Origin of the sequence: Burkholderia cepacia (assembly GCF_029962485.1) — a bacterium.
Classification (GTDB): Bacteria; Pseudomonadota; Gammaproteobacteria; order Burkholderiales; family Burkholderiaceae; genus Burkholderia.
This window is the reverse complement of the sequence record NZ_CP073638.1, coordinates 1,893,405-1,914,613: the sequence shown is the minus strand read 5'-3', so window position 1 is coordinate 1,914,613 and position 21,209 is coordinate 1,893,405. Positions and strand designations below refer to the sequence as shown.

General features: G+C 64.6%; 19 protein-coding genes and 1 pseudogene. 13 read left to right on the top strand and 7 right to left on the bottom strand.

Annotation, left to right across the window (positions count from 1 at the left end; genetic code table 11):
• Window positions 1–331 precede the first annotated feature (331 nt).
• Window positions 332–964, top strand: coding sequence for a LysE family translocator (locus KEC55_RS24955; RefSeq protein WP_282507804.1), 633 nt, complete (start codon window positions 332–334; stop codon window positions 962–964).
• 69 nt (window positions 965–1,033) lie between these two features.
• Here the strand turns inward: KEC55_RS24955 and KEC55_RS24950 are convergent, their stop codons facing one another.
• A complete protein-coding gene (locus KEC55_RS24950) occupies window positions 1,034–2,662 on the bottom strand; it encodes an NADP-dependent glyceraldehyde-3-phosphate dehydrogenase (RefSeq protein WP_282507803.1) in 1,629 nt (542 codons plus the stop codon).
• Window positions 2,663–3,565: 903 nt separating this feature from the next.
• On the opposite strand from KEC55_RS24950, the gene KEC55_RS24945 reads away from it, so the two are divergent.
• Both KEC55_RS24945 and KEC55_RS24940 read left to right on the top strand, forming a co-directional pair.
• A complete protein-coding gene (locus tag KEC55_RS24945) occupies window positions 3,566–5,695 on the top strand; it encodes a TonB-dependent receptor (RefSeq protein WP_282507802.1) in 2,130 nt (709 codons plus the stop codon).
• A gap of 36 nt (window positions 5,696–5,731) precedes the next feature.
• Window positions 5,732–6,265, top strand: coding sequence for a hypothetical protein (locus KEC55_RS24940; RefSeq protein ID WP_282507801.1), 534 nt, complete (start codon window positions 5,732–5,734; stop codon window positions 6,263–6,265).
• A 19-nt stretch (window positions 6,266–6,284) separates the two neighbouring features.
• Here KEC55_RS24940 and KEC55_RS24935 read toward each other — a convergent pair whose 3' ends face one another.
• Window positions 6,285–7,232, bottom strand: a complete 948-nt coding sequence (locus tag KEC55_RS24935; protein ID WP_282507800.1) for a LysR family transcriptional regulator — start codon at window positions 7,230–7,232, stop codon at window positions 6,285–6,287.
• A 225-nt stretch (window positions 7,233–7,457) separates the two neighbouring features.
• On the opposite strand from KEC55_RS24935, the gene KEC55_RS24930 reads away from it, so the two are divergent.
• Window positions 7,458–8,486, top strand: coding sequence for a DUF1338 domain-containing protein (locus KEC55_RS24930; RefSeq protein ID WP_282507799.1), 1,029 nt, complete (start codon window positions 7,458–7,460; stop codon window positions 8,484–8,486).
• A gap of 334 nt (window positions 8,487–8,820) precedes the next feature.
• Here KEC55_RS24930 and KEC55_RS24925 read toward each other — a convergent pair whose 3' ends face one another.
• From KEC55_RS24925 to KEC55_RS24915, 3 genes are all read right to left on the bottom strand, one after another.
• Window positions 8,821–9,018, bottom strand: coding sequence for a CsbD family protein (locus tag KEC55_RS24925; protein ID WP_048251752.1), 198 nt, complete (start codon window positions 9,016–9,018; stop codon window positions 8,821–8,823).
• 65 nt (window positions 9,019–9,083) lie between these two features.
• A complete protein-coding gene (locus KEC55_RS24920) occupies window positions 9,084–9,434 on the bottom strand; it encodes a BON domain-containing protein (protein ID WP_282507798.1) in 351 nt (116 codons plus the stop codon).
• A gap of 57 nt (window positions 9,435–9,491) precedes the next feature.
• Window positions 9,492–9,656 (bottom strand): hypothetical protein, encoded by a 165-nt coding sequence (locus tag KEC55_RS24915; protein ID WP_282507797.1) that lies wholly within the window; start codon window positions 9,654–9,656, stop codon window positions 9,492–9,494.
• A 335-nt stretch (window positions 9,657–9,991) separates the two neighbouring features.
• Between KEC55_RS24915 and KEC55_RS24910 the strand changes: the two genes are divergently transcribed.
• The 6 genes from KEC55_RS24910 to KEC55_RS24885 all read left to right on the top strand — a co-directional run bounded on the left by KEC55_RS24910 (window position 9,992) and on the right by KEC55_RS24885 (window position 16,316).
• A complete protein-coding gene (locus KEC55_RS24910; protein WP_282507796.1) occupies window positions 9,992–11,524 on the top strand; it encodes a PAS domain S-box protein in 1,533 nt (510 codons plus the stop codon).
• Window positions 11,525–11,665: 141 nt separating this feature from the next.
• Complete coding sequence (locus KEC55_RS24905) at window positions 11,666–11,857, top strand: CsbD family protein (protein ID WP_282507795.1); 192 nt, start codon at window positions 11,666–11,668, stop codon at window positions 11,855–11,857.
• 423 nt (window positions 11,858–12,280) lie between these two features.
• A complete protein-coding gene (locus tag KEC55_RS24900; RefSeq protein WP_176051341.1) occupies window positions 12,281–13,432 on the top strand; it encodes a branched-chain amino acid ABC transporter substrate-binding protein in 1,152 nt (383 codons plus the stop codon).
• A 164-nt stretch (window positions 13,433–13,596) separates the two neighbouring features.
• Window positions 13,597–14,769, top strand: coding sequence for an NAD(P)/FAD-dependent oxidoreductase (locus KEC55_RS24895; RefSeq protein ID WP_282507794.1), 1,173 nt, complete (start codon window positions 13,597–13,599; stop codon window positions 14,767–14,769).
• Between the two features lie 405 nt (window positions 14,770–15,174).
• Window positions 15,175–15,705, top strand: coding sequence for a hypothetical protein (locus tag KEC55_RS24890; RefSeq protein WP_282507793.1), 531 nt, complete (start codon window positions 15,175–15,177; stop codon window positions 15,703–15,705).
• A 2-nt stretch (window positions 15,706–15,707) separates the two neighbouring features.
• The gene (locus KEC55_RS24885; RefSeq protein WP_282507791.1) at window positions 15,708–16,316 is read left to right on the top strand and encodes an OmpA family protein; all 609 of its coding nucleotides are present in this window, start codon (window positions 15,708–15,710) and stop codon (window positions 16,314–16,316) included.
• 90 nt (window positions 16,317–16,406) lie between these two features.
• Here the strand turns inward: KEC55_RS24885 and KEC55_RS24880 are convergent, their stop codons facing one another.
• Window positions 16,407–17,588 carry a serine hydrolase domain-containing protein gene (locus tag KEC55_RS24880; protein WP_282507790.1) on the bottom strand — a complete coding sequence of 394 codons (1,182 nt, stop codon included), beginning with the start codon at window positions 17,586–17,588 and terminating at the stop codon, window positions 16,407–16,409.
• Window positions 17,589–17,865: 277 nt separating this feature from the next.
• Between KEC55_RS24880 and KEC55_RS24875 the strand changes: the two genes are divergently transcribed.
• On the top strand, window positions 17,866–18,993 hold the full coding sequence (locus KEC55_RS24875) for an aminotransferase class V-fold PLP-dependent enzyme (RefSeq protein ID WP_282507789.1): 1,128 nt from the start codon (window positions 17,866–17,868) through the stop codon (window positions 18,991–18,993).
• 142 nt (window positions 18,994–19,135) lie between these two features.
• Here KEC55_RS24875 and KEC55_RS24870 read toward each other — a convergent pair whose 3' ends face one another.
• A complete protein-coding gene (locus KEC55_RS24870) occupies window positions 19,136–19,570 on the bottom strand; it encodes a hypothetical protein (RefSeq protein WP_282507788.1) in 435 nt (144 codons plus the stop codon).
• Window positions 19,571–19,673: 103 nt separating this feature from the next.
• On the opposite strand from KEC55_RS24870, the pseudogene KEC55_RS24865 reads away from it, so the two are divergent.
• Both KEC55_RS24865 and KEC55_RS24860 read left to right on the top strand, forming a co-directional pair.
• A pseudogene (locus tag KEC55_RS24865) lies at window positions 19,674–20,138 on the top strand (GNAT family N-acetyltransferase).
• Between the two features lie 127 nt (window positions 20,139–20,265).
• Window positions 20,266–21,132 (top strand): AraC family transcriptional regulator, encoded by an 867-nt coding sequence (locus KEC55_RS24860; RefSeq protein WP_282507787.1) that lies wholly within the window; start codon window positions 20,266–20,268, stop codon window positions 21,130–21,132.
• Window positions 21,133–21,209: the final 77 nt, after the last annotated feature.

Below are 21,209 nucleotides of genomic sequence, written 5' to 3'. Positions count from 1 at the left end.
GACGAGTCGAAATGCTTCAGGGATGTAACGTAACGCCCGCATAAAACCTGTCGCATGATTCCGTCAGCGAGCGGCCGGGACGATGCGTTTCGCGCGTCCCGGCCACGTCTGACGTACGTTCGCCGGTGCGACATGCCGGAACGGGACGCCTCGCGTAGCGCGACGCAAACCTGCTGCGAATGCCTCAGTTGTTTCAAAACCGAGACGTATACGCGAGCGACGATCCGGGCCCATGGCCACGAAACTGGCCCAGCGAATTGCCGGCCAACTGTCCATGGGCAGACGGCGTGCGTTTGCCAACAATCTCCAGATCATCCCTGCGAGGTTCGACATGAGCGTCCACGCCTTCTTCTCGGCCAACCTGCTGCTCGCCTATACGGCTTACTTCATCGGCACGGCCAGCCCGGGGCCGAGCAACCTGGCGATCATGTCGGTCGCCGCGAACCAGGGCCGCAAGGCGGCGCTGGCGTTCGCGCTCGGCGTCATTTCCGGGTCGATGTTCTGGGCGACGGTGGCGGCGCTCGGCGTATCGGCCGCGCTGCTCGCGTGGTCGAAGCTCCTGGTCGCGATCAAGGTCTTCGGCGGGCTGTACCTGCTGTGGCTCGCGTTCAAGTCGGGGCGCACGGCGCTGTCGGGCCCGGTGGCGGCATCGGTGAACGCGGCGCGCGAGCAGCGGTTGTCGCGCTTCTACGTGCACGGCGCGATGCTGCACCTGACCAATCCGAAGGCGATTCTCGTGTGGGTATCGATCGTCGCGCTGTCGTCGAACGGCGCGGGTGCGTCGCACGGCGCCGTCGTGCCGGGCTGCCTCGTGATCGGCAGCCTCGTGTTCGGCGGGTATGCGCTCGTGTTCTCGATGGACGGTGCACGCCGGCTGTACGTGCGTGGCCGCCGTGCGATGGAGGCGTGTCTGGCCGTCGTGTTCGGCGTGGCGGGGATTCGGCTGCTGGTGACGAACGTCTAGCCGCGCGGTCGTTGCCGAAACCCTCCGCGGCGCTGACGCACGGCGGAGGGCTCAAGCATCGACGCGGCTTCAGAAAATGAAGCCCGTGTTGATGAACTTCGAGTGGTGATCCGACACGATCGAATCGAGCAGCTGCTTGCTGCTGTCGGTCTGCTTCGCGGCGACCATCGAGCGGATCGAGAACGCGCGCAGCGCGTCGCTCACCGACAGCGTACCTTCGGCCGAATCCTTGCGGCCCGCGAACGGGAACACGTCAGGCCCGCGCTGGCACTGGCAGTTGATGTTCACGCGGCACACCTGGTTCACGAGCGGATCGACGAGCGCGCCGATCTGCGCCGGATCGGAACCGAAGATGCTGACCTGCTGGCCGTGATCCGACGTCGTCACGTAGTCGAGGGCGGTCTCGACGTCGTCGAACGGCGCGACCGGAATGATCGGGCCGAACTGTTCCTCACGGTACAGCTTCATCCCTTCCGACACCGGATACACGACGGCCGGATAGAACAGCGTCTTGCTGAACTCGCCGCCCGAATGATTGACGACCTGCGCGCCCCTGGCCTTCGCGTCGTCGATCGCGTCCGTCATGTAGGCCGTGCGATGCATGCCGGGCAGCGGCGTGATGCTGACGCCTTTCTCCCACGGCATGCCGATCTTCAGCTGTTCGAGCGCGGCGGTGAAGCGCTTCAGGAATTCGTCGACGATCGAGCGGTGCACGAGCAGCATCTTCAGCGCGGTGCAGCGCTGGCCGTTGAACGACAGCGCGCCGAGCAGGCACTCCTTCACGGTCAGGTCGAGATCGGCGTCGGGCAGCACGATCGCCGCGTTCTTCGCGTCGAGGCCGAGGATCGCGCGCAGCCGGTGCGACTTCGGGTGCTGCTTCTTCAGGTGGTCGGCGACCTTGCTCGACCCGATCAGCGCGAGCACGTTGATCTTGCCCGATGCGAGCATGTGCGGCACGACCACCGCGCCGGGCGCGTAGATCGTGTTGATCACGCCCTTCGGAAACGCGTCGCGGAACGCTTCGAGCAGCGGCTCGAACAGCAGCGTGCCGTACTGGGGCGGCTTGAACACCACGGTATTGCCCATCAGCAGCGCGGGGATCAGCGTCGCGAACGTCTCGTTCAGCGGATAGTTGTACGGGCCCATGCACAGCACGACGCCGAGCGGCGTGCGGCGGATCTGGCCGATCGTGCCTTCCGCGATCACGAAGCGCGAGTTCGCGTTGTCGAGCTCCTTCAGCGCATCGATCGTCTGCGTCATGTACGTGACGGTGCGGTCGAATTCCTTCTGCGAATCGGCGAGGCTCTTGCCGATCTCCCACATGATCAGGTTCACGACGAGTTCGCGCTGCGCGACCATCCGCTTGATGAAGTCCTGCATGCACGCGATGCGCTGCTCGACCTTCATGGTCGGCCACTCGCCGCGGCCGGCATCGTATGCGCGCACCGCGGCATCGAGCGCCGCGTCGCTTTCCGTTTCGCCCATCACCGGGTAGCTGCCGATTTCGACCTGCTCGACGCTGCCGTCCGCCTGCCGCACGCACACGGGCGACAGCACGGTCTTGGTCGCACCGTCCCACGGTCGCAGTTCGCCGTCGACGAGCGACACGCGCTGGTGGATCGGTGCAGTGAGCCGGAACTCGGCGGGGATGTCCTGATAGGCGGGAAACAGCTGCTGCAGGGAGGCGGAATCGGGCATGACGGTCTCGTTTGACGGGGTGTCCGGGAAGGACGGGCGATGCGAATCCTGAGCTGATTGATCCTCGATCCTGAATCGGCATGATGACGCGCACACGACGACGCGTCACGCGGGAACCTGGCCGATTCAATGAATGGAACCAGTTCCATTAAAAAGGAACGCCGTCACGAATGCAAGAATTGCCGAATCGCTTGGCGTGAACCGTAAGCGTTTGGAAAGACTGTTTCCGAATAGCCGGTATAACGTGCCTGATGCGTTCGCAAACGTTTCACTCTGACCGGATTGAGCGGATAATGGCGCGGCGCGGCGAAGAAAAAAATGAAGTGAGCCTGAGAGCAGACGTAGTGAAGAATAGAAGTAGGTCCGCCGCGATGCCGATGCGAGGTCGGCTGCCCGGAGCGCCGGGTCGGGGTTGCCCGGTCCGGCGCGCACCGGACATTTGCATGCGTCCCGCGTGCTTCACCGGATCCTTCGTGATCCTCTCCAGTTTCTCCCCCGTCGTTTCCCGAATCCCGCCTTTTGTTTGATCGTCTCCGCATGACGCGGCCGGTCTGATTCTTTCGTTTTTATTACGTTTCTGGCGGACCAAACCCGCAAAACAGAAAGGCATTCGTCAGGAATGCAGAGCGCAATGCGTATGCACGTTGCGGGCAGGCGACACGTTAAAAATTAACTAAAAACACGAATCATTCTCGTTTAATATTTCGCTCCGTTACGAGCCATGACATCGCGTCACGGCTCTTTCGTGCCGGTCGTGCCGGCCGGCATGCGCGACGGGGCGATCCTCCGCGCGCCACCGCCTGCTTCACGGAAAGGGCGTCGTCAGCCGATTCGCCGCACGACTCGCGCATGGGCCGGACACGTTTCCGTTCGCCGTTTTTCTTCACCACCCCTACGTTCACGATGAAACTCAACAAGAGCGCCTGCCATGCGCTTCTGATCGCCACGTCGCTGGCTGGCGCGCGTACCGCGTTCGCTCAGGCGAGCGATGCCGCGGCAACCTTGCCCGCGATTTCCGTCAACGCGGCCGCCGAGCATGCGTCGTACGACGGCGGCCACTCGCGCGCGGCGACCAAGACCGACATGTCGCTGATGGACGTCCCGCAGACGGTGAACGTCGTCCCGCACGCAGTGATCGAGGACCAGAACGCGACGTCGATGCAGGATGCACTGCGCAACGTGCCGGGCGTCGGCTTCTCGGTCGGCGATGGTCAGCGCGACCAGATCACGATCCGCGGTTTCAACAGCATCACGGACCAGTACGTCGACGGTATTCGCGACGATGCGCTGTACTACCGCGACCTGTCGAACGTCGATCGCGTCGAGGTGCTGAAGGGGCCGGCGGCCGTGCTGTACGGGCGTGGCTCGGCGGGCGGCATCGTGAATCGCGTGCTGAAGCGGCCGCTGGCGACCCCGGTGAACGATGTGGGCGTGACGCTTGGCACGCGCGGCGAGCGGCGCGGCGAATTCGACCTCGGTTGGAACGCGAACGACGCGGCGCGTTTCCGCGTGACCGGCGCGGCCGAGAACTCGAACAGCTTCCGCGACCAGTTCCAGCTCAACCGCCAGGCGATCGCGCCGTCCGCGCAGTTCAAGCTCGACAGCGACACGGTGCTGAACGTCGAATTCGACTACCTGCACGACCGCCGCACGTCCGACCAGGGCCTGCCCGCGTATGGCGGCCGGCCGGTCGACGTGCCGATCAACACATACTACGGTTCGGCCGACGCGGCGAACAGTTCGTACAACGACATTTCCGCGAAGAGCGCGACGGTGTCGCTCGATCACCGCTTCAACGATTCGCTGTCGTTCCACGGCGCGATCCGCGCGTACGACTTCTCGCTCGAACGCAAGAACTACGTGACGTACGAGCCGATCAAGACGGCGGCGCACCCGGTCGTCACGCTCGACCAGTCGACGCGCCAGCGCACCGATCACGGCATCGACGGCGTGTTCGAACTCACGCAGAAGACCTCGCTGTTCGGCATGCGCCACGAGCTGCTGTACGGGGTCGAACTGTCGCAGCAGCAGAAGTTCGACACGATCTACAGCGTGACGAAGGTCGCGACCTACGATCTGTTCAATCCGCAGCAGGTGATCCTGCCCGGCGTGCCGACGGGCGCGCGGGCGAAGACGAATGCGTCGACCGTTGTCGGGCTCGCGGGCGTCTACGCGCAGGACCTGATCTCGCTGACCGAGCACTGGAAGGTGCTGGCCGGCTTGCGCTTCGACTACCTGAACCAGATCCGCCATGACTACACGTCGTCGAACATCAACCTCGACCGCACCGATCACGCGTGGAGCCCGCGCGTCGGCCTGATCTACGAACCGCTCGACTGGCTGACGCTGTACGGGTCGTTCAGCCAGTCGTTCTCGCCGCTCGCCGATACGCTGATCAGTTCCGGCGCGTTCGCGAACGGCGCCGCGCTCGCGCCGCAGAAGACCACCGCGTATGAAGTCGGCTCGCGCTTCGACCTCGGCGGCAAGGCGACGGCCAGCGTCGCGCTGTTCGACATGCGTCAGACCAACCAGCAGATCGGCGATCCCGCGAACCCCGGTTATGCGCTGCCGATCGGCACCCAGCACGTACGGGGGATGGAGCTCGGCTTCACCGGCGAAATCGCGCCGAAGTGGTCGGTGTATGCGGGTTACGCGTACCTGAACGGCACTGTCGACGGTTCCGCGCAATCGACGGCGGCCGGCCTCGCGGTGTCGAGCAACACGCCGGGGCTGATGCCGCGCCACAGCGCAAATCTGTGGCTCAAGCGCGAGTTGCCGTACGGTTTCTATGCGGCGGCCGGCATGCAGTTCCAGTCGGCGCGCTATACGTCGGCGAGCGATCTCGTCACGCTGCCTTCGTTCACGGTGTTCAACCTCGGCGCCGGGTATCGCAGCAAGAAGGTCGACGTGACGCTCACGCTCGACAACCTGTTCAATCGCCACTACTTCATCGCCGCGCACGGCAACGCCGACCTGTACAACATGCCCGGCGATCCGCGCACGCTGACCGCCACGGTGAAGTGGCACATGTAACGCGCGTCACGCGCATCGCGCGTGCGTTGCGCGACAATGCGGGTCATCGTCACGATGGCCCGTTTCTCACCGCCCATGATCCGCCAAGCGATCGATGTATCGAACCTGACCGGCCGCGCCTGCATGCTGTGCGCCTTGTTGTTGCTGGCGTGCGGTCCGGCCGCGGCGGGCGAGCGGCCGATCCTGGCCGATGCCGAGCCTGAATGCCATGCCGTGCATGTCGACCGCGCGATCACGCTGTCGGGGCGTTACGCGGTCGATTACGACGATGAAGCGATCGGGCCGGACGTGTGGTTCGAAGAGGACGATGCGTCGGCGAAGCGCTTGCCCGACCGCTCGCAACGCGCGGCCATGATCGTTTTCACGAACCAGGACGTTGCGCGACGCGGGCTGCGGCTGCCCGCCGCGCAGCCGCACGGCGTTTGCCTGCTCGACGGGCGCGCGACGCTCGTGATTCGCGATGTGTACACCGCGTGCCCGGGGCTGGAAACGCCCGATAGCGCGCGGCTGGTGAAGGTCGTCAAGGCCAGCGTGCCGGCGCGGCACGCCTGCCACGCCACCACGCCCTGACGCTGACGCCACCGCGCCGTTACTCGACGTCCTCGTCATCCACCATATCGCCATCCTCCTCCGCGCGCTCCGGCGCCGCATACGCGCTCGCCTGTTCGAGCAGCCAGCCGCGGAACAGCTCCAGCGGCTTGCTGTGGCTGAATTCGGTCGGATACACGAGGTAGTACGCCGAATCGCCGACCGTCGCCGCGTCGCACGGCACGATCAGGCCGAGCTGCTGCAACTGTTCCTCGACGAAGAACTTCGGCACGAGCGCGATCCCGAGCCCGGCCGCGGCCGCGCTGATCAGCATCGTGTGGAGTTCGTAGCGCACGCCCTGCATCGTGCGGATGTCCTCGACGCCGTGCGTCTCGAACCACTGCGCCCACGCACCGGGGCGCGTCGTCGAGTGCAGCAGCGGATACGTGAGCAGATCCTCGACGCGCTCGACGGGCCCGTCGAGCAGCGCGGGCGAGCAGATCGGCACGACTTCCTCGCCGAACAGGTAGTCGGACGACGTACCAGGCCAGGTTGGCTTGCCGTAGTGGATCGCGGCCTCGAAGTGCGTGTCCTCGAACGAGAACAGGTCGGTGCGGCTGCCCATGTTCACGCGCACGTCGGGCGTGCGGTCGTAGAAGCTCTTGATGCGCGGGATCAGCCAGTGCGACGCGAAGGTGGGCAGCACCGCGAGTTCCAGGTAGCCGCCGCCGCTGCCGTGCGCGATGATCGACAGCGTGTCGCGGTCGAGCGTTTCCAGCGCCCGTCGCACCTGCGTGCCGTACAGCTTGCCGGCGCGCGTCAGCACGACGCGCTGCTTCACCCGGGCGAACAGCCGCACGCCAAGGCTGGCCTCCAGCGTCGCGATCTGGCGCGACACCGCGCTTTCGGTCAGGAACAGCTCCTTGGCCGCGTGCGTGAAGCTCTCGTGGCGCGCGGCGGCTTCGAAGGCCACGAGCGCGCCCATGTTGGGGATCTTGAATTTACGCATGATGCTCGATTCGTCTGACGAACAGGGCCGCGCCGCGCGGGGGCGGAAGGCGGGCGAGGAATGGCTAATAATTCCAAAAACTCATCACATGTCAATTTAATCTCGCTTTACGCCCGGCTGCAACCCTTTGAATAATGCTTCCCATGCAAGGCTAGGCGCCCGCTGGGCGGCCGGCCAACGAGTTGCCGGCACGTTTGCCGGCGGTCCCCCGAGACGAGAATCCTGATGCGCAATCCGAATATCGAGAGCTTGCTGACGAAGCTGCTGGGACAGGCGAAGACCGACGCCCTGTTCTCGACCCTGAACATGCCGGCCATCCTCGAAGAATGGGAAGACGGCGTCGTGACGCGCGCGGAAATCGCGCAGGCGATGAACATGGCGCTGTTCGAAGGGCTGCTCGAGCGTTCGGCGAACGGGCGGGCGTACACGGCCGAAGCGATCGAAAGCGGCGGCTCGGTTTATTTCGACCACGGCGCGCTGCGCACGGTGCGCTGGCCGGACACGGGTGCGCTGCCGCCGGGCGAAGCCGCGTTCACGCGCATCCTGCGTCCGCTCGGCTTCCGCCTGAACGGCCGCTACCCGCTCGACAAGCTCGGCATGACGGGCCGCGCATATGCGCATGAAGACGCACCGGACGAAATCGCGCAGTTCTTCGTCAGCGAACTGCATCCGGAACGTTTCTCGAAGGAATTCCAGCAGGCCGTGACGAACGTCGTCAGCTCGTCGCGCGATCCGCTGTCGCCGGCGGCCGTCGCGCTGCTGTGGGAAGTCGAGCGCGAAGGCTGGCTGTCGCTGGAAGCCGCGCAGGCGCTGCTGCCGGAAATCGTCGGTGCGTTCGCGCGCCAGCACGACTTGCCGAACGAACTCGACTACGAAACGCTGCTGATGGAATCGGCGGAAATGGCGTGGATCTCGACCGAAGGCAACGCGTTCAACCATGCGACCGATCGCGTTGCCGACGTATTCAAGCTGTCCGACGACGAGAAGGCGAAGGGCCGGCCGATGAAGCCGGAAGTCGAGCGCTCGCGCTCGGGCCGCGTGTTCCAGACCGCGTATCGCGCCGACACCGTCGAGCGCGAGTTCCGCACGCGCGACGGCGGCACGGTGAAGCGCAACGTGCCGGGCTCGTTCTACGAGTTCATCACGCGCAAGCGCACGTTCGACCAGGGCGCGCGCCGCTGGGTGACCGACCTGCGTTTCGATGCGGGCAACGCGCAAGGCATCTTCAAGATGACGGCGAACGCGGCGAAGTAACGAACCGGGGGCTGCGCGCGACGCGCGTCCCTGAAGCATGAATGAGCGGATCGGGCAGGGCGTGCAAGCGTCCTGCCCGATTTGCGTTGGGCGGCCGCGATGCAGCGGAACGCCGTGTCGCGGTCGATTGCGTAGTCGGGAAGGCGAGGGTGCAGCGAAGGCCGCCGGCGCGTGCCGTGCGCCGCGCGCTCAGAAGACGTGCGTGATCAGATAGAACAGCACCAGCAGCCCGAACGGCACGCCGAGCAGCCAGGCGATCAGGTATTTGCCCATGTCGTGATCCTGATGGCCGCGACGCCGGCAGCGTCGCGGCGGGGAGAGATGGCCGGTTGCGTTACAGCTCGCGATCGAATTCCTTCAACTGCTTCTCGGCCGCGTCGCGGGCGATTCCGTAACGTTCCTGGATCTTCCCGGCCAGATAGTCGCGATTGCCTTCGGCGACCGCGAGATCGTCGTCGGTCAGCTTGCCCCACTTGGCCTTCAGCTTGCCGGTGAGCTGCTTCCATTGGCCCTTGATCTTGTCCTCGTTCATCGTGTGCTCCTGTGTCGTGACGGGAAAACTGCGGAGATAACGCGCGGCAACCGCCGCGCGGGAAGTCAGGCCTTCGCCTTCAGGCCGGATGCGTCGACGTGCTTCACGCCCTTCACGGCGCGCGACACGGCGATCGCCTTCTTCACGGCGATCTTCGTCGGCAGCACGCCCGTGAGCGTGACGACGCCGTCGACCGTCTTCACGCTGATGTCGACACTCTTCATGCCATCGGTGGCGGCCAGCTGGCTTTTCACCTTGGTCGTGATCCACGTGTCGGTCACCGGCTGGCTCGATTCGGTTTTCATGCCGTTGTCGGTAGATGCGTCCTGTGCAACCGCGTTCGTGAGCGGCGCGGCGCCGAGCAGGAAAGCGGCGCTGACGGCGAGCAGCGTCGAAAGATGCGGGGTCTTCTTCATGGATGGGTTCTCCGTCGATTGGCGTGTTGGATGGGGGCGCGCGAACGGCGTCGTCCGTTACCGGACGATCGGCGTGTCGTAGCCGGGCTCGCGCGGCGGGATATCCGGGCGCGGTATGTCGGGTGGCAGCGGCACCGGTGGATCGGTGCCGGGCGGCGGTTCGGGCGGACTGCCCGGAGGCGGTTCGGGCCGCGTCGGATCGGGTGTCTGATGCTGCTTCATCGTGCTTCTCCTCTGCGGTGGAAAGGCAGCGCATGCGCGCCGATGCAGGACCAGCGTACCGACGCGAACGCGAGCGGGCATCGCGCAAATTCACCTGATCGGCTAGTGCGTTTGCACGGGGGGACGAAGAAGGAGGGTGGTGTGGCCGCCGACCGCAAAGCGGGGCAAGCGGGCGCAGCGGATGCTTCCGGAGTCGGCGGGATGCCGCACGATGGCGGCGCGCCGTGCGAATGTACTATGACGGCTAGTGCATTCGCGCCTGTCGTGCCGATGCGCGGCAAGCGATCATCGCCCCACGCGCCGGCCGGCGCGTGTCGACCCAGCGGAACCATTCGATGAACGAACAGGTAAACGAACAGGCGCTCAAGTCGCATACCGACCGTCGCCAGCTGCACCAGATCATCGCGGGACTCACCGAGGGCGTGATCCTGGTCGAGCCCGACCAGCGGATCGTGTGGGCGAACGAGGCCGCGCTCGCGATGCACGGCGTGACCGAACTGAAGGCGCTCGGTGCGACCGTTACCGAATACCGCGAGCGCTTCCGGCTGCGCTACCGGAACAACCATCCGGTGCGCGACGGCCACTATCCGATGGATCGCGTGATCGCCGGCGAAGAGTTCAGCGACGTGACGGTCGAAGTCGAATCGGCCGCCGATGAAACCGTGAGCTGGGTTCACCGCATCCGCAGCCTCGTGCTGACGAACGCGGCCGGCGAACCCGACTGCCTCGCGCTCGTGCTGCACGACGCGACCGAATGGGCGAGCGCCGAGGAGCGCTTCGAGCGCACCTTCAACGCGAACCCGGCGCCGGCCGTGATCTGCCGGCTCGACGACTTGCGCTACGTGAAGGTCAACCAGGGCTTTCTCGACATGACGGGCCACGCGCGCGACGACGTGCTGGGCCGCTCGGTGTACGAAGTCGACGTGCTCGAACAGGCCGAGCGGCGCGAGCTCGCGATCGAGCGGCTCGGCGAAGGCGCGACGATCCCGCAGATGGAAGCCGTGCTGAAACTCGCGGACGGCGGCACGAAGGCGGTGGTCGTCGCCGGGCAGCCGATCGACATGAACGACGAGGCATGCATGCTGTTCACGTTCATGGATCTCGAGCCGCGCAAGCAGGCCGAGCGCGCGCTCAAGCAGAGCGAGGAACGCTTCGCGACGGCATTCCGGATGGCGCCGGTCGCGACCGCGATCGTCACGGCCGACCGCTTCGAATTGCTCGACGTGAACGGCGCATTCGCCGCGATGACGGGCCATGCGCAGGACGACCTGCTCGGCAAGTCCGCGGACGAGATCGGGCTGTGGGCCGAGCGCGGCGCGTGGCAGCGCATTGAAGGCCGGCTTGCGCGCGACGGCAACGTACGCAACGCCGACGTGCAGATTCGCACGCGTGACGGCGACGTGCGCGATTGCGTCGTGTCGGCCGATCCGGTTGCGATTCACGGCCGCGACTGCCTGCTCGTCGCGCTGCTCGACATCAGCGATCGCAAGCGCACCGAGATGGAACTCGTTTATGCGATCGAGACCGCGATGCAGGATGCATCGTGGTTCAGCCGCACGCTGATCGAGAAGCTCGCGAACGTGCGGCGCGCGAATGCGCCCGACGCAGGCGCGCAGTTGTCGGACCTGACTGCGCGCGAACGTGACGTGTTCGACCTGCTGTGCCACGGTCTCGCCGACAAGGAGATCGCCGGTCGCCTCGGGCTCGCGCCGAACACCGTGCGCAATCACGTCGCGACGATCTACGCGAAGCTCGACGTCCACAGCCGCGGCGAGGCGATCGTGTGGGCGCGCGAGCGCGGGATCGTCGGCGCGGCCGAAGCGAACGGCGCGCGCGGCGACAAGGGCGGGACGAAGGGCAAGGACTGACGCCGACGGTACGAATGCACCACGCACACTGGTGCATCCGCATCTGCCGCGCGCTGCGTTCGCTTGCGATCCTGTCCACTCGGCGGCGCGGCGCAGGCCGCCACATCGCCGGCTCTCTCCAACCCATCGCAGGAGACGACCATGGACAGGAATCGCATCGAAGGCAAGCTCAAGCAGGTCAAGGGTTCTGTCAAGGAAGCGCTCGGCAAGGTGACGGGCGACCGCAGGACGGAAGCGGAAGGCATCGCCGAGCAGCAGGCCGGCAAGATCCAGGAAAAGGCCGGCGAGGCGGCCGATGCGGTGCGCAGGCGCACGGGCGCCGATCGGCACTGACCGATGACGCGGCGCCCGCCACGGGCGTCACGATGGCCGGCCGGGCCGCCGTCGGTACGGTGATGCGCGATCGGCATGACCACGGCCGGCCTTTACCAAAGGGCGCTACCGCCATTCCCCATTGAGGTTTTCCACCCACGGCCCGCCACTGCGCGGCCGCGGGTCGGCCGCGCGCGCGGAACTTGATGACAAATCCTCACAACATAGTTCCGATATTTCGTTTGCTGCACGGGTATTGGCTATCCACAATCCATTCACCTCTTTCGCGATGAAAGGTTCTTCGGAGACGGAATCGCGGTGATCGGCCGGCCGGTCGGGCGCATCAAATTGCACCCCGGCAGCGCAAGACATCACCGGCGCGCAAGAGGTCGCCGACGCGCGGCAAGCGCGCGTTGCACCCCGACCCACAGAAGAAGGATTGCCATGACGTTCCGCATTCGTTCGCTTTCCGGCGTTGCATTGACCGCCGCGCTCCTCGCGTTCCAGACGGGCGCCGCCCACGCGCAGGAAACGGTCGTGAAGGTCGGCGTGGCCGGCCCGCTGACGGGTGGCGGCGCCGCCTACGGCAAGGACATTGAGAACGGCGTGCGCATGGCGGTCGACGAAGCGAATGCCGCGCACACGACGGTCGGTGGCAAGCCGGTGAAGTTCGTGATCGCGTCGCAGGACGACCAGAGCGATCCGCGCACCGGCGTGCAGGCCGCGCAGCAACTCGCCGACGCGCAGGTGGCCGTCGTGATCGGCCACTTCAATTCGGGCACGACGCTGCCCGCGTCGAAGATCTACGCGAAGGCCGGCATTCCGATGATTACGCCGTCGGCGACCAATCCCGACATCACGCGCGCCGGGCTCGGCACCGTGTACCGCGTGATCGCGACTGATACGCAGAACGCGGGCAACGCCGGTACGTACGCCGCGAGCGTGACGAAGGCGAAGCGCATCGCGATCATCGACGATCGCACCGCGTTCGGCCAGGGCGAAGCCGACGAATTCGAGAAGGCCGTGAAGGCGAACGGCGGCACGATCGTCGCGCGCGAATTCACGAACGACAAGGCCGTCGACTTCAGCGCGCAGCTCACCAAGATCAAGAGCACCAACGCCGATCTCGTGTTCTTCGGCGGCCTCGACGCGCAGGCCGCGATGCTCGTGAAGCGCATGCGCCAGCTCGGCATCCGCGCGCAGTTTCTCGCGGGCGGCGGCGTGATGAACGCGAACTTCATCAAGCTCGCCGGCAATGCGGCCGAAGGCGCGTCGGTGTGGGAATACGGGCAGCCGCTGTCGCGTCTTGCGAAGGGCAAGCAGTTCGAAACGAAATTCAAGCAGAAGTACGGCGTCGACATGCTCGCGTATGCGCCGTTCGCCTACGACGCGACGTGGATCGCGATCAACGCGATGCAGAAAGCGAACTCGACGAAGCCGGCCGATTTCAACGGCGCGCTGAAGGGCACGCGCTACGACGGCATCACGGGCACGATCGCGTTCACGAACACGGGCGACCTGAAGAACCCGAGCTCGACGCTGTATGAAGTGAAGAACGCCGCGTGGCAGCCCGTCACGACGAAATCGGCGGACTGAACGCAATCCGCGCGAGCAGACTTTCGCGGCGATGCGGGACGTGCTGAAATAGCCGAAGCGATCGCCGGGGCACTCTGCCCACGCGACGCCGCGCACGACGCGGTACGAACAACCCACGGGCGCGGTCGGCAGGCCGTGCCTTTTACGTGCAACCGGAGTCAGTCGTGAGTTCTCAAGTCGTCATCGTCGGCGGTGGTGTGATCGGCAGTTCGATCGCTTATTTCCTGCGCGCCACCGATCCCACGGTCGCCGTGACCGTCATCGAACGCGACCCCACCTATGCAAGATCGTCGTCGGCGCTGTCGGCCGCGTCGATTCGCCAGCAGTTCTCGACGCCGCTGTCGATCGAGATGTCGCTGTTCGGCATCGACTTCCTGCGCACGATCGGCGAGCGGCTCGAAGTGGACGGCAACCGGCCGTCGATCGACCTGCACGAAGGCGGTTACCTGTTCCTCGCGACGCCGGCCGGCGATGCGACGCTGCGCGAGAATCATGCGCTGCAGACGAGCCTCGGTGCCGATATCCGGCTGATGGACGGCGATGCGCTGCGCGCGAAGTTTCCGTGGCTGAACGTCGACGATCTGGTGTCGGGTGCGTACGGCGTGAGCGGCGAAGGCTGGTTCGACGGCTACGGGCTCGTGCAGGCGCTGCGCAAGAAGGCGCAGGCGCTCGGTGCCCGCTACGTGCCGGCCGATGTGAAGGACGTCGTGCGCGACGGCCGCCGGATCACGCATGTCGTGACGGGCGACGGCGAACGTTACGCGTGCGACACGCTCGTCAACGCAGCCGGTGCGTGGACGCGCACGCTGTCGTCGATGATGGGTATCGATATTCCGGTGTTTGCGCGGCGCCGCAGCATCTTCAACGTGTCGTCGCCGGCGAAGCTCACCGATTGTCCGTTGCTGATCGATCCGAGCGGCGTGTATTTCCGGCCGGAAGGGCGCACGTATATCTGCGGCACGTCACCGAGCCCCGATCGCGATCCGGACGACCTGCCGCTCGATGAAGTCGACCACGACCTGTTCGACGAGGTGATCTGGCCGACGCTCGCGAATCGCGTGCCGGAATTCGAGGCGCTGCGTGTCGAGAATTGCTGGTCCGGGTACTACGAGTACAACGTGTTCGATCACAACGCGATCATCGGTTACCACCCCGAACTCGACAACGTCGTGTTCGCGAACGGCTACAGCGGCCACGGGCTGCAGCAGGGGCCGGCGACGGGGCGGGGCGTCAGTGAACTCATTCTGGGCGGGCGTTACGACACGCTCGACCTGTCGTCGCTCGGCTGGGCGCGCGTGCTGGAAAACCGGCCGATCGTCGAAAAGAACGTCGTGTAGCGCGGCGTAACCGCCCGGAAGTGGGGTGGGCGGGATTCTCCTTGTGTCTCAAACCCATTGGCCCGACTGTGTCGGGCCTTTTTTCATTGCTTGCGGGGTGTCGCTTGCCGAGCCCGCGCCCGCCCTTCGGTTTTCTCCCGCCCGGTTTTCTTCCTTGCCGCTTCCGAACTGATTCGCAATGCAAATTAACTGTCGCGTTGTCGCGTTGTCGCACTGACGCGATGGACGATGACGGCGTGCGCATGGCCGTCATTGCCGTGCGCGACATCCGAAGCGGGTATGAATTTCACGGGTTGCCTTCCCTTGCAATAGTCTGATATTTTCCTTACCAAATGCTGTATTTCGGAATGCGGGCAAATATTCCCGAATAAGCGCTTCGTGGAATTTATTCGGTAATTAATGCGCGTGACCAATCACCTTGATCAAAAGAGGATGGCGATCGTGACTCCGATCAGAAACGCAGCGCGCGTTTGCACGATGGTGGGTGCACTGCTGGCGGCCACCGGGCTGGCTGGCATCACGTCGGTTCAGGCCCAGACGGCGGCCGCTACGCCACTGGCTACCGGTGTCACGTCGGGCGGCGCGGCCGAGGCTCAGGTGATCGAGGCGGTTCGAGAAGGCGATATTCTGACCATCAAGGTGCGGTTCAAGCCGATCGTCGATCACAAGACGGAACCGCTTTATGGCTCGATCAGCAAAAGCGATTACGAAAACAGTTTCTATGTTCTTGCCGGCAACAAGAAACACCTGTTGCTGACGGATAGCCATAATCAGCCGCTGACCAATCCTCGCGTCATCCTCAGTGCATCGAAGGATTCCGCCATTGCCGGCACCTGGTATGGCAAATTTCCGGCCCCGCCGAAAAACATCACCAAGGTGTCGCTGACGATCCCCAATGTCGAGACCCTCGACGGCATCAAGATCACCGATCGATAGCGATGACTCGAGCGATCAAAGCAGCTCTCGCGGTAGTGATGTCGATGGCGACCGCGAGCGGGGTTCTCGCGCAGGAGCCTTCCTCCACTCGGGACATCCGTGATCTCAAGCCGACGATACTGGACCTGAAGGGGTTGTCGTCCGATGCGAACAGCGCCAGCCTGGATCTGAACGCCCAGGTTGCCGGGCTCGCCGCACAGCACAGTGGTTTGTCCGTGCGGCAGGACAAAACGGCCGTCAGGGTGTCGATGTTGGGCGATGTCCTGTTCGATTTCGACAAGGCCAGTATCCAGCCGTCCGCCGAGCCGACGCTTCAGGACATTCTGCGGCTCATCACGTCGATTCCCGCCGGCACGGTCGTTATCGAGGGGCATACCGACTCCAAAGGCTCCGCCTCCTATAACCGGGATCTCTCCGTTCGACGGGCAAATGCCGTGGCCGACTGGCTCACGACACACGGCGCGAAAAAATCGCGGCTGTCGGTCAAGGGTTTCGGCGGCAGCCGCCCGGTCGCGTCCAACACGCTGAAAAACGGTGCGGACAATCCGGATGGACGCAAACTGAACCGGCGTGTCGAGTTCGTCTTGCCGAACGCGGCCGGCGCGAAATAATCGCGCCAACGGCCGCTCGTTTCCCAAGGTGTCGCGTTGTCTCCGCCGGCCCCGTGCCTTTCGGCGCGGGCCCGCATGTTGTTCGACGTGTTACCCCGCGCCGTAGACGGCATCGCGCAGATCGAGCGTGTACTGGCCGTTCATTCCTTCGTAGAGCGTGTTCGACAGCGACACGACGGTCAGCCCGCGTGCGCGATCGACGAACCACGAATGACCGTAGACGCCACCCCAGCGCCATGTGCCGACGGATTCCGGCGATGCGGCCGCCTGCGGGTCGTGCAATACCGAAAACCCGATCCCGAAACCCGCGCCGGGCAGATCCGCCAATTCGAAGTCGCCGGTCTGTACGCGGCCCATCTCGTCGACCAGGTCGGCCGGCAGGATGGCGCCGCCGCCCGCGCGCAGCGTGTCCAGCACGGTCAGCGCGTCGCCGGCCGTACCGACCATTCCGGCGCCACCCGATGGGAACGCCTGCGCGTTGAGTGCGCGCGCCGGCGAGTATGTGACGCCGACGGTCCCTTCGGCGATGGGCACGGCTTCGTTCTCGGCGAGCCGGTGCGGCCGTGGCGTGTCGTTGACGTAGGGCGTGGCGAGCCGCGCGGGATCGCGTGCGACGAAAGCCGTGTCGCGCACACCGAGCGGGTGGAGCACGAGTGCATCGATCGCGTCGGCGAGCGGCACGCCGCAGACGGCTTCGATCACCGCGCCGATGACGTCGATCGACAGCGAATAGTTGAAGTTGGTGCCGGGCGCGAACAGCAGCGGCACGCTTGCGATCCGGCGCAGGTTTTCGGCGAGCGTGATCGATGCGCCGTCCAGCCCGTCGGACACGCCCGCGCGCGCATAGGGGCCGTTCTCGTCGGTTTCGTGGTAGCGATAGTCGAGGCCGGCGGTATGCACGAGCAACTGACGCACCGTGATCGCCGGCACGCGGCCGTCGGGCAGCGCGGGACGGAACTCCGGCAGCCAGCGCGTCACATCGTCGTCGAGCGACAGCTTGCGTTGCGCGACGAGCGCCATCGCGGCCGCCGAGACGATCGGCTTCGTCACCGACGCGAGGCGGAACAGCGTGTCCTCGCGCATCGGCGTGCGCGATTCGCGGTCCGCGAACCCGGCTGCGCGGCGGTAGACGAGTTCGCCGTCGCGTGAGACCAGGACCACCGCGCCGACGAGGCGCTGCGTGTCGAGCTGGCGGGACAGCACCGCATCGATGCGCTCGGCGAGCGCGGGATCGGTTGACGACTGCAGTGACGAAGCTGAAGAGGAGGTCATCGAGGATTCCGTCGTGAAGAGTCTGGTCGACATGTTATGGGCTGCCCGCCGCATGCGTCGTTAACCCTTACACGGAACAGGGCTACGTGCGCGGCACGCGCCGGCATTGACGCGCATCGAACCGGATGGCGGACAAAATATGCCCCAATCGGCCGGCGGCGTTCGTTAGAATCTGCATTCGTCGAGGAAATGACGCAATTGCATTGGTGCAGAGCAGTATCGAGTCGCAGGCGCTGCGCGCCCTGATTCCATCGTTCATCTTTCACCGGAGGCGAGCATGCCAGGTTTACTTCCCGATGTTGACCGCGAGGGTCTCCTCGAATATTCGGTGGTGTACACCGATCGCTCGGTCAACCACATGTCGCAGCGTTTTCAAGGTGTCATGCGCGACATTTCCGCCACGCTGAAAAAGGTCTACAACGCGAAATCGGCCGTGATCGTCCCGGGCAGCGGGACGTTCGGCATGGAAGCCGTTGCACGGCAGTTCGCGACGAACAAGAAGTGCCTCGTGATCCGCAACGGCTGGTTCAGCTTCCGCTGGTCGCAGATTTTCGACATGGGCAGCATTCCGTCCGAAACGACGGTGCTGAAGGCGCGTCCGGTCGAAGCGGGCCGCCAGGCCGCGTACGCGCCGGCGCCGATCGACGAAGTGGTCGCCGCGATCCTCGAGAACAAGCCCGATCTGGTGTTTGCGCCGCACGTCGAAACGGCTTCCGGGATGATGCTGCCTGACGGATACCTGCGCGCGGTGGCCGACGCCGTCCATGCGGTGGGCGGGATGTTCGTGCTGGATTGCATTGCGTCGGGTACGGTCTGGGTCGACATGCAGGCGAGTGGCGTCGATATCCTGATCAGCGCGCCGCAGAAGGGCTGGAGTGCGTCGCCGTGTTGCGCGATGGTCATGTTGAGCCCGCTTGCGCGCGAACGCATCGATTCGACGACCAGCACCAGCTTCGCATGCGACCTGCGCAAGTGGCTGCAGATCATGGAGGCGTACGAGGGCGGCGGGTTTGCGTATCACGCGACGATGCCTACCGACAGCCTCACGACGCTGCGCGACGTGATGCAGGAAACCGAGGCGTACGGCTTCGACAAGGTGAAGGCCGAGCAGCTCGAGCTTGGCGAACGCATTCGTGCGTTGCTGACAGAGAAAGGGTTCAGGAGCGTGGCGGCGGCAGGGTTCGAGGCGCCGGGTGTCGTGGTCAGTTACACGGACGATGACGGGATTCGAACCGGGAAGAAGTTTGCGGATGTCGGGTTGCAGATCGCGGCGGGGGTTCCGCTGCAATGCGACGAGCCGGAAGACTTCAAGACGTTCCGGCTCGGGTTGTTTGGTCTCGACAAGCTGCATGATGTCGATGGCGCGGTTAAACGGTTCTCGGATGCGTTGAACCGAATTCTTTGACGCGTTGTTCCAGCGTTGGTGCGAACCGGACCGTTGCCGGGACGGTGCGCGATGTGATGCGTCGTTCTTGCGGCCACCCTCATTTCAATGGGCGGTGGCCTTTGTACTCGATAGCCAAAGCGTTTTTGAGCGGTGCTGGAGTCTAGCGGTCTCGAATGGGCACGGCGAAGCGTCGATTCTGCACGCGATATTCCAGCATGCCGTCTTGCACGCCCAGCTCGATGAGCTTTTGCTTCAGGAAGGGCAGCCCTTTGTCGAGGTCCGTCAATTCGACGTCAATGCCGACCCACTCGACCGCGTGATCTTTCGAGAGCATGCTGCCGCCGCCGGTAACTTCGCCGAGATTTCCCTTCTTTAACGCGTCGTCGAGCGGATCTTCGTACTTGTGCCCACGCTCGATCGGCATGATCGATTCGTTGATTTCGACAAAGACAAACGTTCGAGCATCCGTGGCGGCGGGCCGATTCGTGGGCGTATAGCCGATATATTCGGCATCGGCGGCTGACACATTGCCGTATGCCGAGAGCAGACAGCATCCGACGAGAAGCAGCCAGATCGGGCTTTGATGTACTTTCATCGACGTACCTTGTACTCAAATGTTGTCGACTGCGGCCTGATGCCCCAACTCGGGGGATGTTGCGAATTGTCGTCGATCTTTGCCGACCGTGAAAGGAGACCCGATGCTTCGCCAATTTGTCATCCGAGCCGGCCGTCCTGCCGATGCAGACGAACTCACGAAGCTGGCATTTCTGTCGAAAGCGCACTGGGGCTAGCCCAAGGACTGGCTGAATCTTTGGCAAGCCGATCTCACGGTGACGCCCGAGATGATCGAAAGCTCGATGGCGTACGTCGCTGAAACTGAAGAACGGATCATCGGGTTCTGGGTCAGGACTCCGACCGATTCCGATGAACTTACACGCGGATGGTTATTCGTTCATCCGGATCATATGGGGCAGGGCGTCGCGCGTGCGCTGTGGTCCGAGCTCAGGAAAGAAGCCGCTGAGAAGGGAATCAGAAGCTTCGTGATCGAGGCTGATCCCAACGCGGTGCCGTTTTATATGGCGCTCGGCGCAGAGAAGATTGCCGAGAAAGAATCGACAGTCATCCCGGGTCGATTTGTTCCGATCCTGCGGGTTCCTGTGTGATTCAGTCGTGTGCTGCAATCCTCGCGGCGACCGACCGCTTTTCCACGCAGCAGGCATTCCCGTATCATTCGTCCGATTCGCCGGGATCGCATGACCCGGCCATCCCGCACAAGTGAAAGGACGAGCGATGAAGGGCGAACGGAGCGGCCACGGTAGCGCGATCGAGCGCAACGCGACAGCCAACTCGAAGCGCGCCGGTATCGCCTCCGTTCAGAAGAGCACCGACCCGCGCGACTACCAGAGCGCGCCGGGCATCGCGGTGGTCATGCCGAAAGCGTTTCCCGACGGCTTCGTCGTCGCGGAGCACCAGCATCCGCGCGCACAACTCGTCTACACGACCACAGGCATTGCCGAAGTCTTCGCATGCCAGTCGATGTGGATGATCCCACCTCATCGCGCGCTCTGGATTCCGCCTGACCTTCCGCATGCGATGCGCGCACATGGGCAGCTCGAAATGCGAACCGCATACGTCGACCCGCGCGCGTACCCGCCGGCCTACCCGAATCAACCGCGACTGGTCAACGTTTCACCGCTGCTGCGTGAACTGATCGTGCGCGCGTCGTCCCTTCCGATCGACGCGCATCCCGCTGGGCGCGACGATCTCGTCATCCAGCTCATGCTCGCTGAAATCGAATGGTCTCCGGAGCAGCCGTTGCGGCTTCCGTCCGGCCAGGATCGGCGGCTTGCACGCGTCTGCGATGCGATCCTGTCGAATCCGGCCGATCAGCGCACGCTGACGGAGTGGGCCGGTGAAGTCGGTGCGTCGAGTCGAACGTTGGCCCGGCTGTTCACCGCGGAAACCGGCTTGTCGTTCAGCCAGTGGCGACAGCAGGCCCGGATTTCAGCCGCGCGCCCGTTGCTGGCATCGGGTTGCACGGTGATCGCCGTCGCGGCCGATCTGGGATACGAAACGACGAGCGCATTCTCGACCGTGTTTCGCCGTTTCACCGGCATCACGCCGAGCGCTTACGCGAAACTGTCCGATTCCGCGTAGCAAACGTCTTTCCAGAACACGCGGGACTGGGCGTGTTGCACTTATCGTGTTGGTCATCGACCCCGCCGACCGAATGA

Bases quoted from the DNA above. Each gene is read 5' to 3' on its own strand.
- KEC55_RS24955 (WP_282507804.1), top strand. From the start codon at position 332: ATGAGCGTCCACGCCTTCTTCTCGGCCAACCTGCTGCTCGCCTATACG.
- KEC55_RS24950 (WP_282507803.1), bottom strand. From the start codon at position 2,662: ATGCCCGATTCCGCCTCCCTGCAGCAGCTGTTTCCCGCCTATCAGGAC.
- KEC55_RS24945 (WP_282507802.1), top strand. From the start codon at position 3,566: ATGAAACTCAACAAGAGCGCCTGCCATGCGCTTCTGATCGCCACGTCG.
- KEC55_RS24940 (WP_282507801.1), top strand. From the start codon at position 5,732: ATGCGGGTCATCGTCACGATGGCCCGTTTCTCACCGCCCATGATCCGC.
- KEC55_RS24935 (WP_282507800.1), bottom strand. From the start codon at position 7,232: ATGCGTAAATTCAAGATCCCCAACATGGGCGCGCTCGTGGCCTTCGAA.
- KEC55_RS24930 (WP_282507799.1), top strand. From the start codon at position 7,458: ATGCGCAATCCGAATATCGAGAGCTTGCTGACGAAGCTGCTGGGACAG.
- KEC55_RS24925 (WP_048251752.1), bottom strand. From the start codon at position 9,018: ATGAACGAGGACAAGATCAAGGGCCAATGGAAGCAGCTCACCGGCAAG.
- KEC55_RS24920 (WP_282507798.1), bottom strand. From the start codon at position 9,434: ATGAAGAAGACCCCGCATCTTTCGACGCTGCTCGCCGTCAGCGCCGCT.
- KEC55_RS24915 (WP_282507797.1), bottom strand. From the start codon at position 9,656: ATGAAGCAGCATCAGACACCCGATCCGACGCGGCCCGAACCGCCTCCG.
- KEC55_RS24910 (WP_282507796.1), top strand. From the start codon at position 9,992: ATGAACGAACAGGTAAACGAACAGGCGCTCAAGTCGCATACCGACCGT.
- KEC55_RS24905 (WP_282507795.1), top strand. From the start codon at position 11,666: ATGGACAGGAATCGCATCGAAGGCAAGCTCAAGCAGGTCAAGGGTTCT.
- KEC55_RS24900 (WP_176051341.1), top strand. From the start codon at position 12,281: ATGACGTTCCGCATTCGTTCGCTTTCCGGCGTTGCATTGACCGCCGCG.
- KEC55_RS24885 (WP_282507791.1), top strand. From the start codon at position 15,708: ATGACTCGAGCGATCAAAGCAGCTCTCGCGGTAGTGATGTCGATGGCG.
- KEC55_RS24880 (WP_282507790.1), bottom strand. From the start codon at position 17,588: ATGACCTCCTCTTCAGCTTCGTCACTGCAGTCGTCAACCGATCCCGCG.
- KEC55_RS24875 (WP_282507789.1), top strand. From the start codon at position 17,866: ATGCCAGGTTTACTTCCCGATGTTGACCGCGAGGGTCTCCTCGAATAT.
- KEC55_RS24870 (WP_282507788.1), bottom strand. From the start codon at position 19,570: ATGAAAGTACATCAAAGCCCGATCTGGCTGCTTCTCGTCGGATGCTGT.
- KEC55_RS24860 (WP_282507787.1), top strand. From the start codon at position 20,266: ATGAAGGGCGAACGGAGCGGCCACGGTAGCGCGATCGAGCGCAACGCG.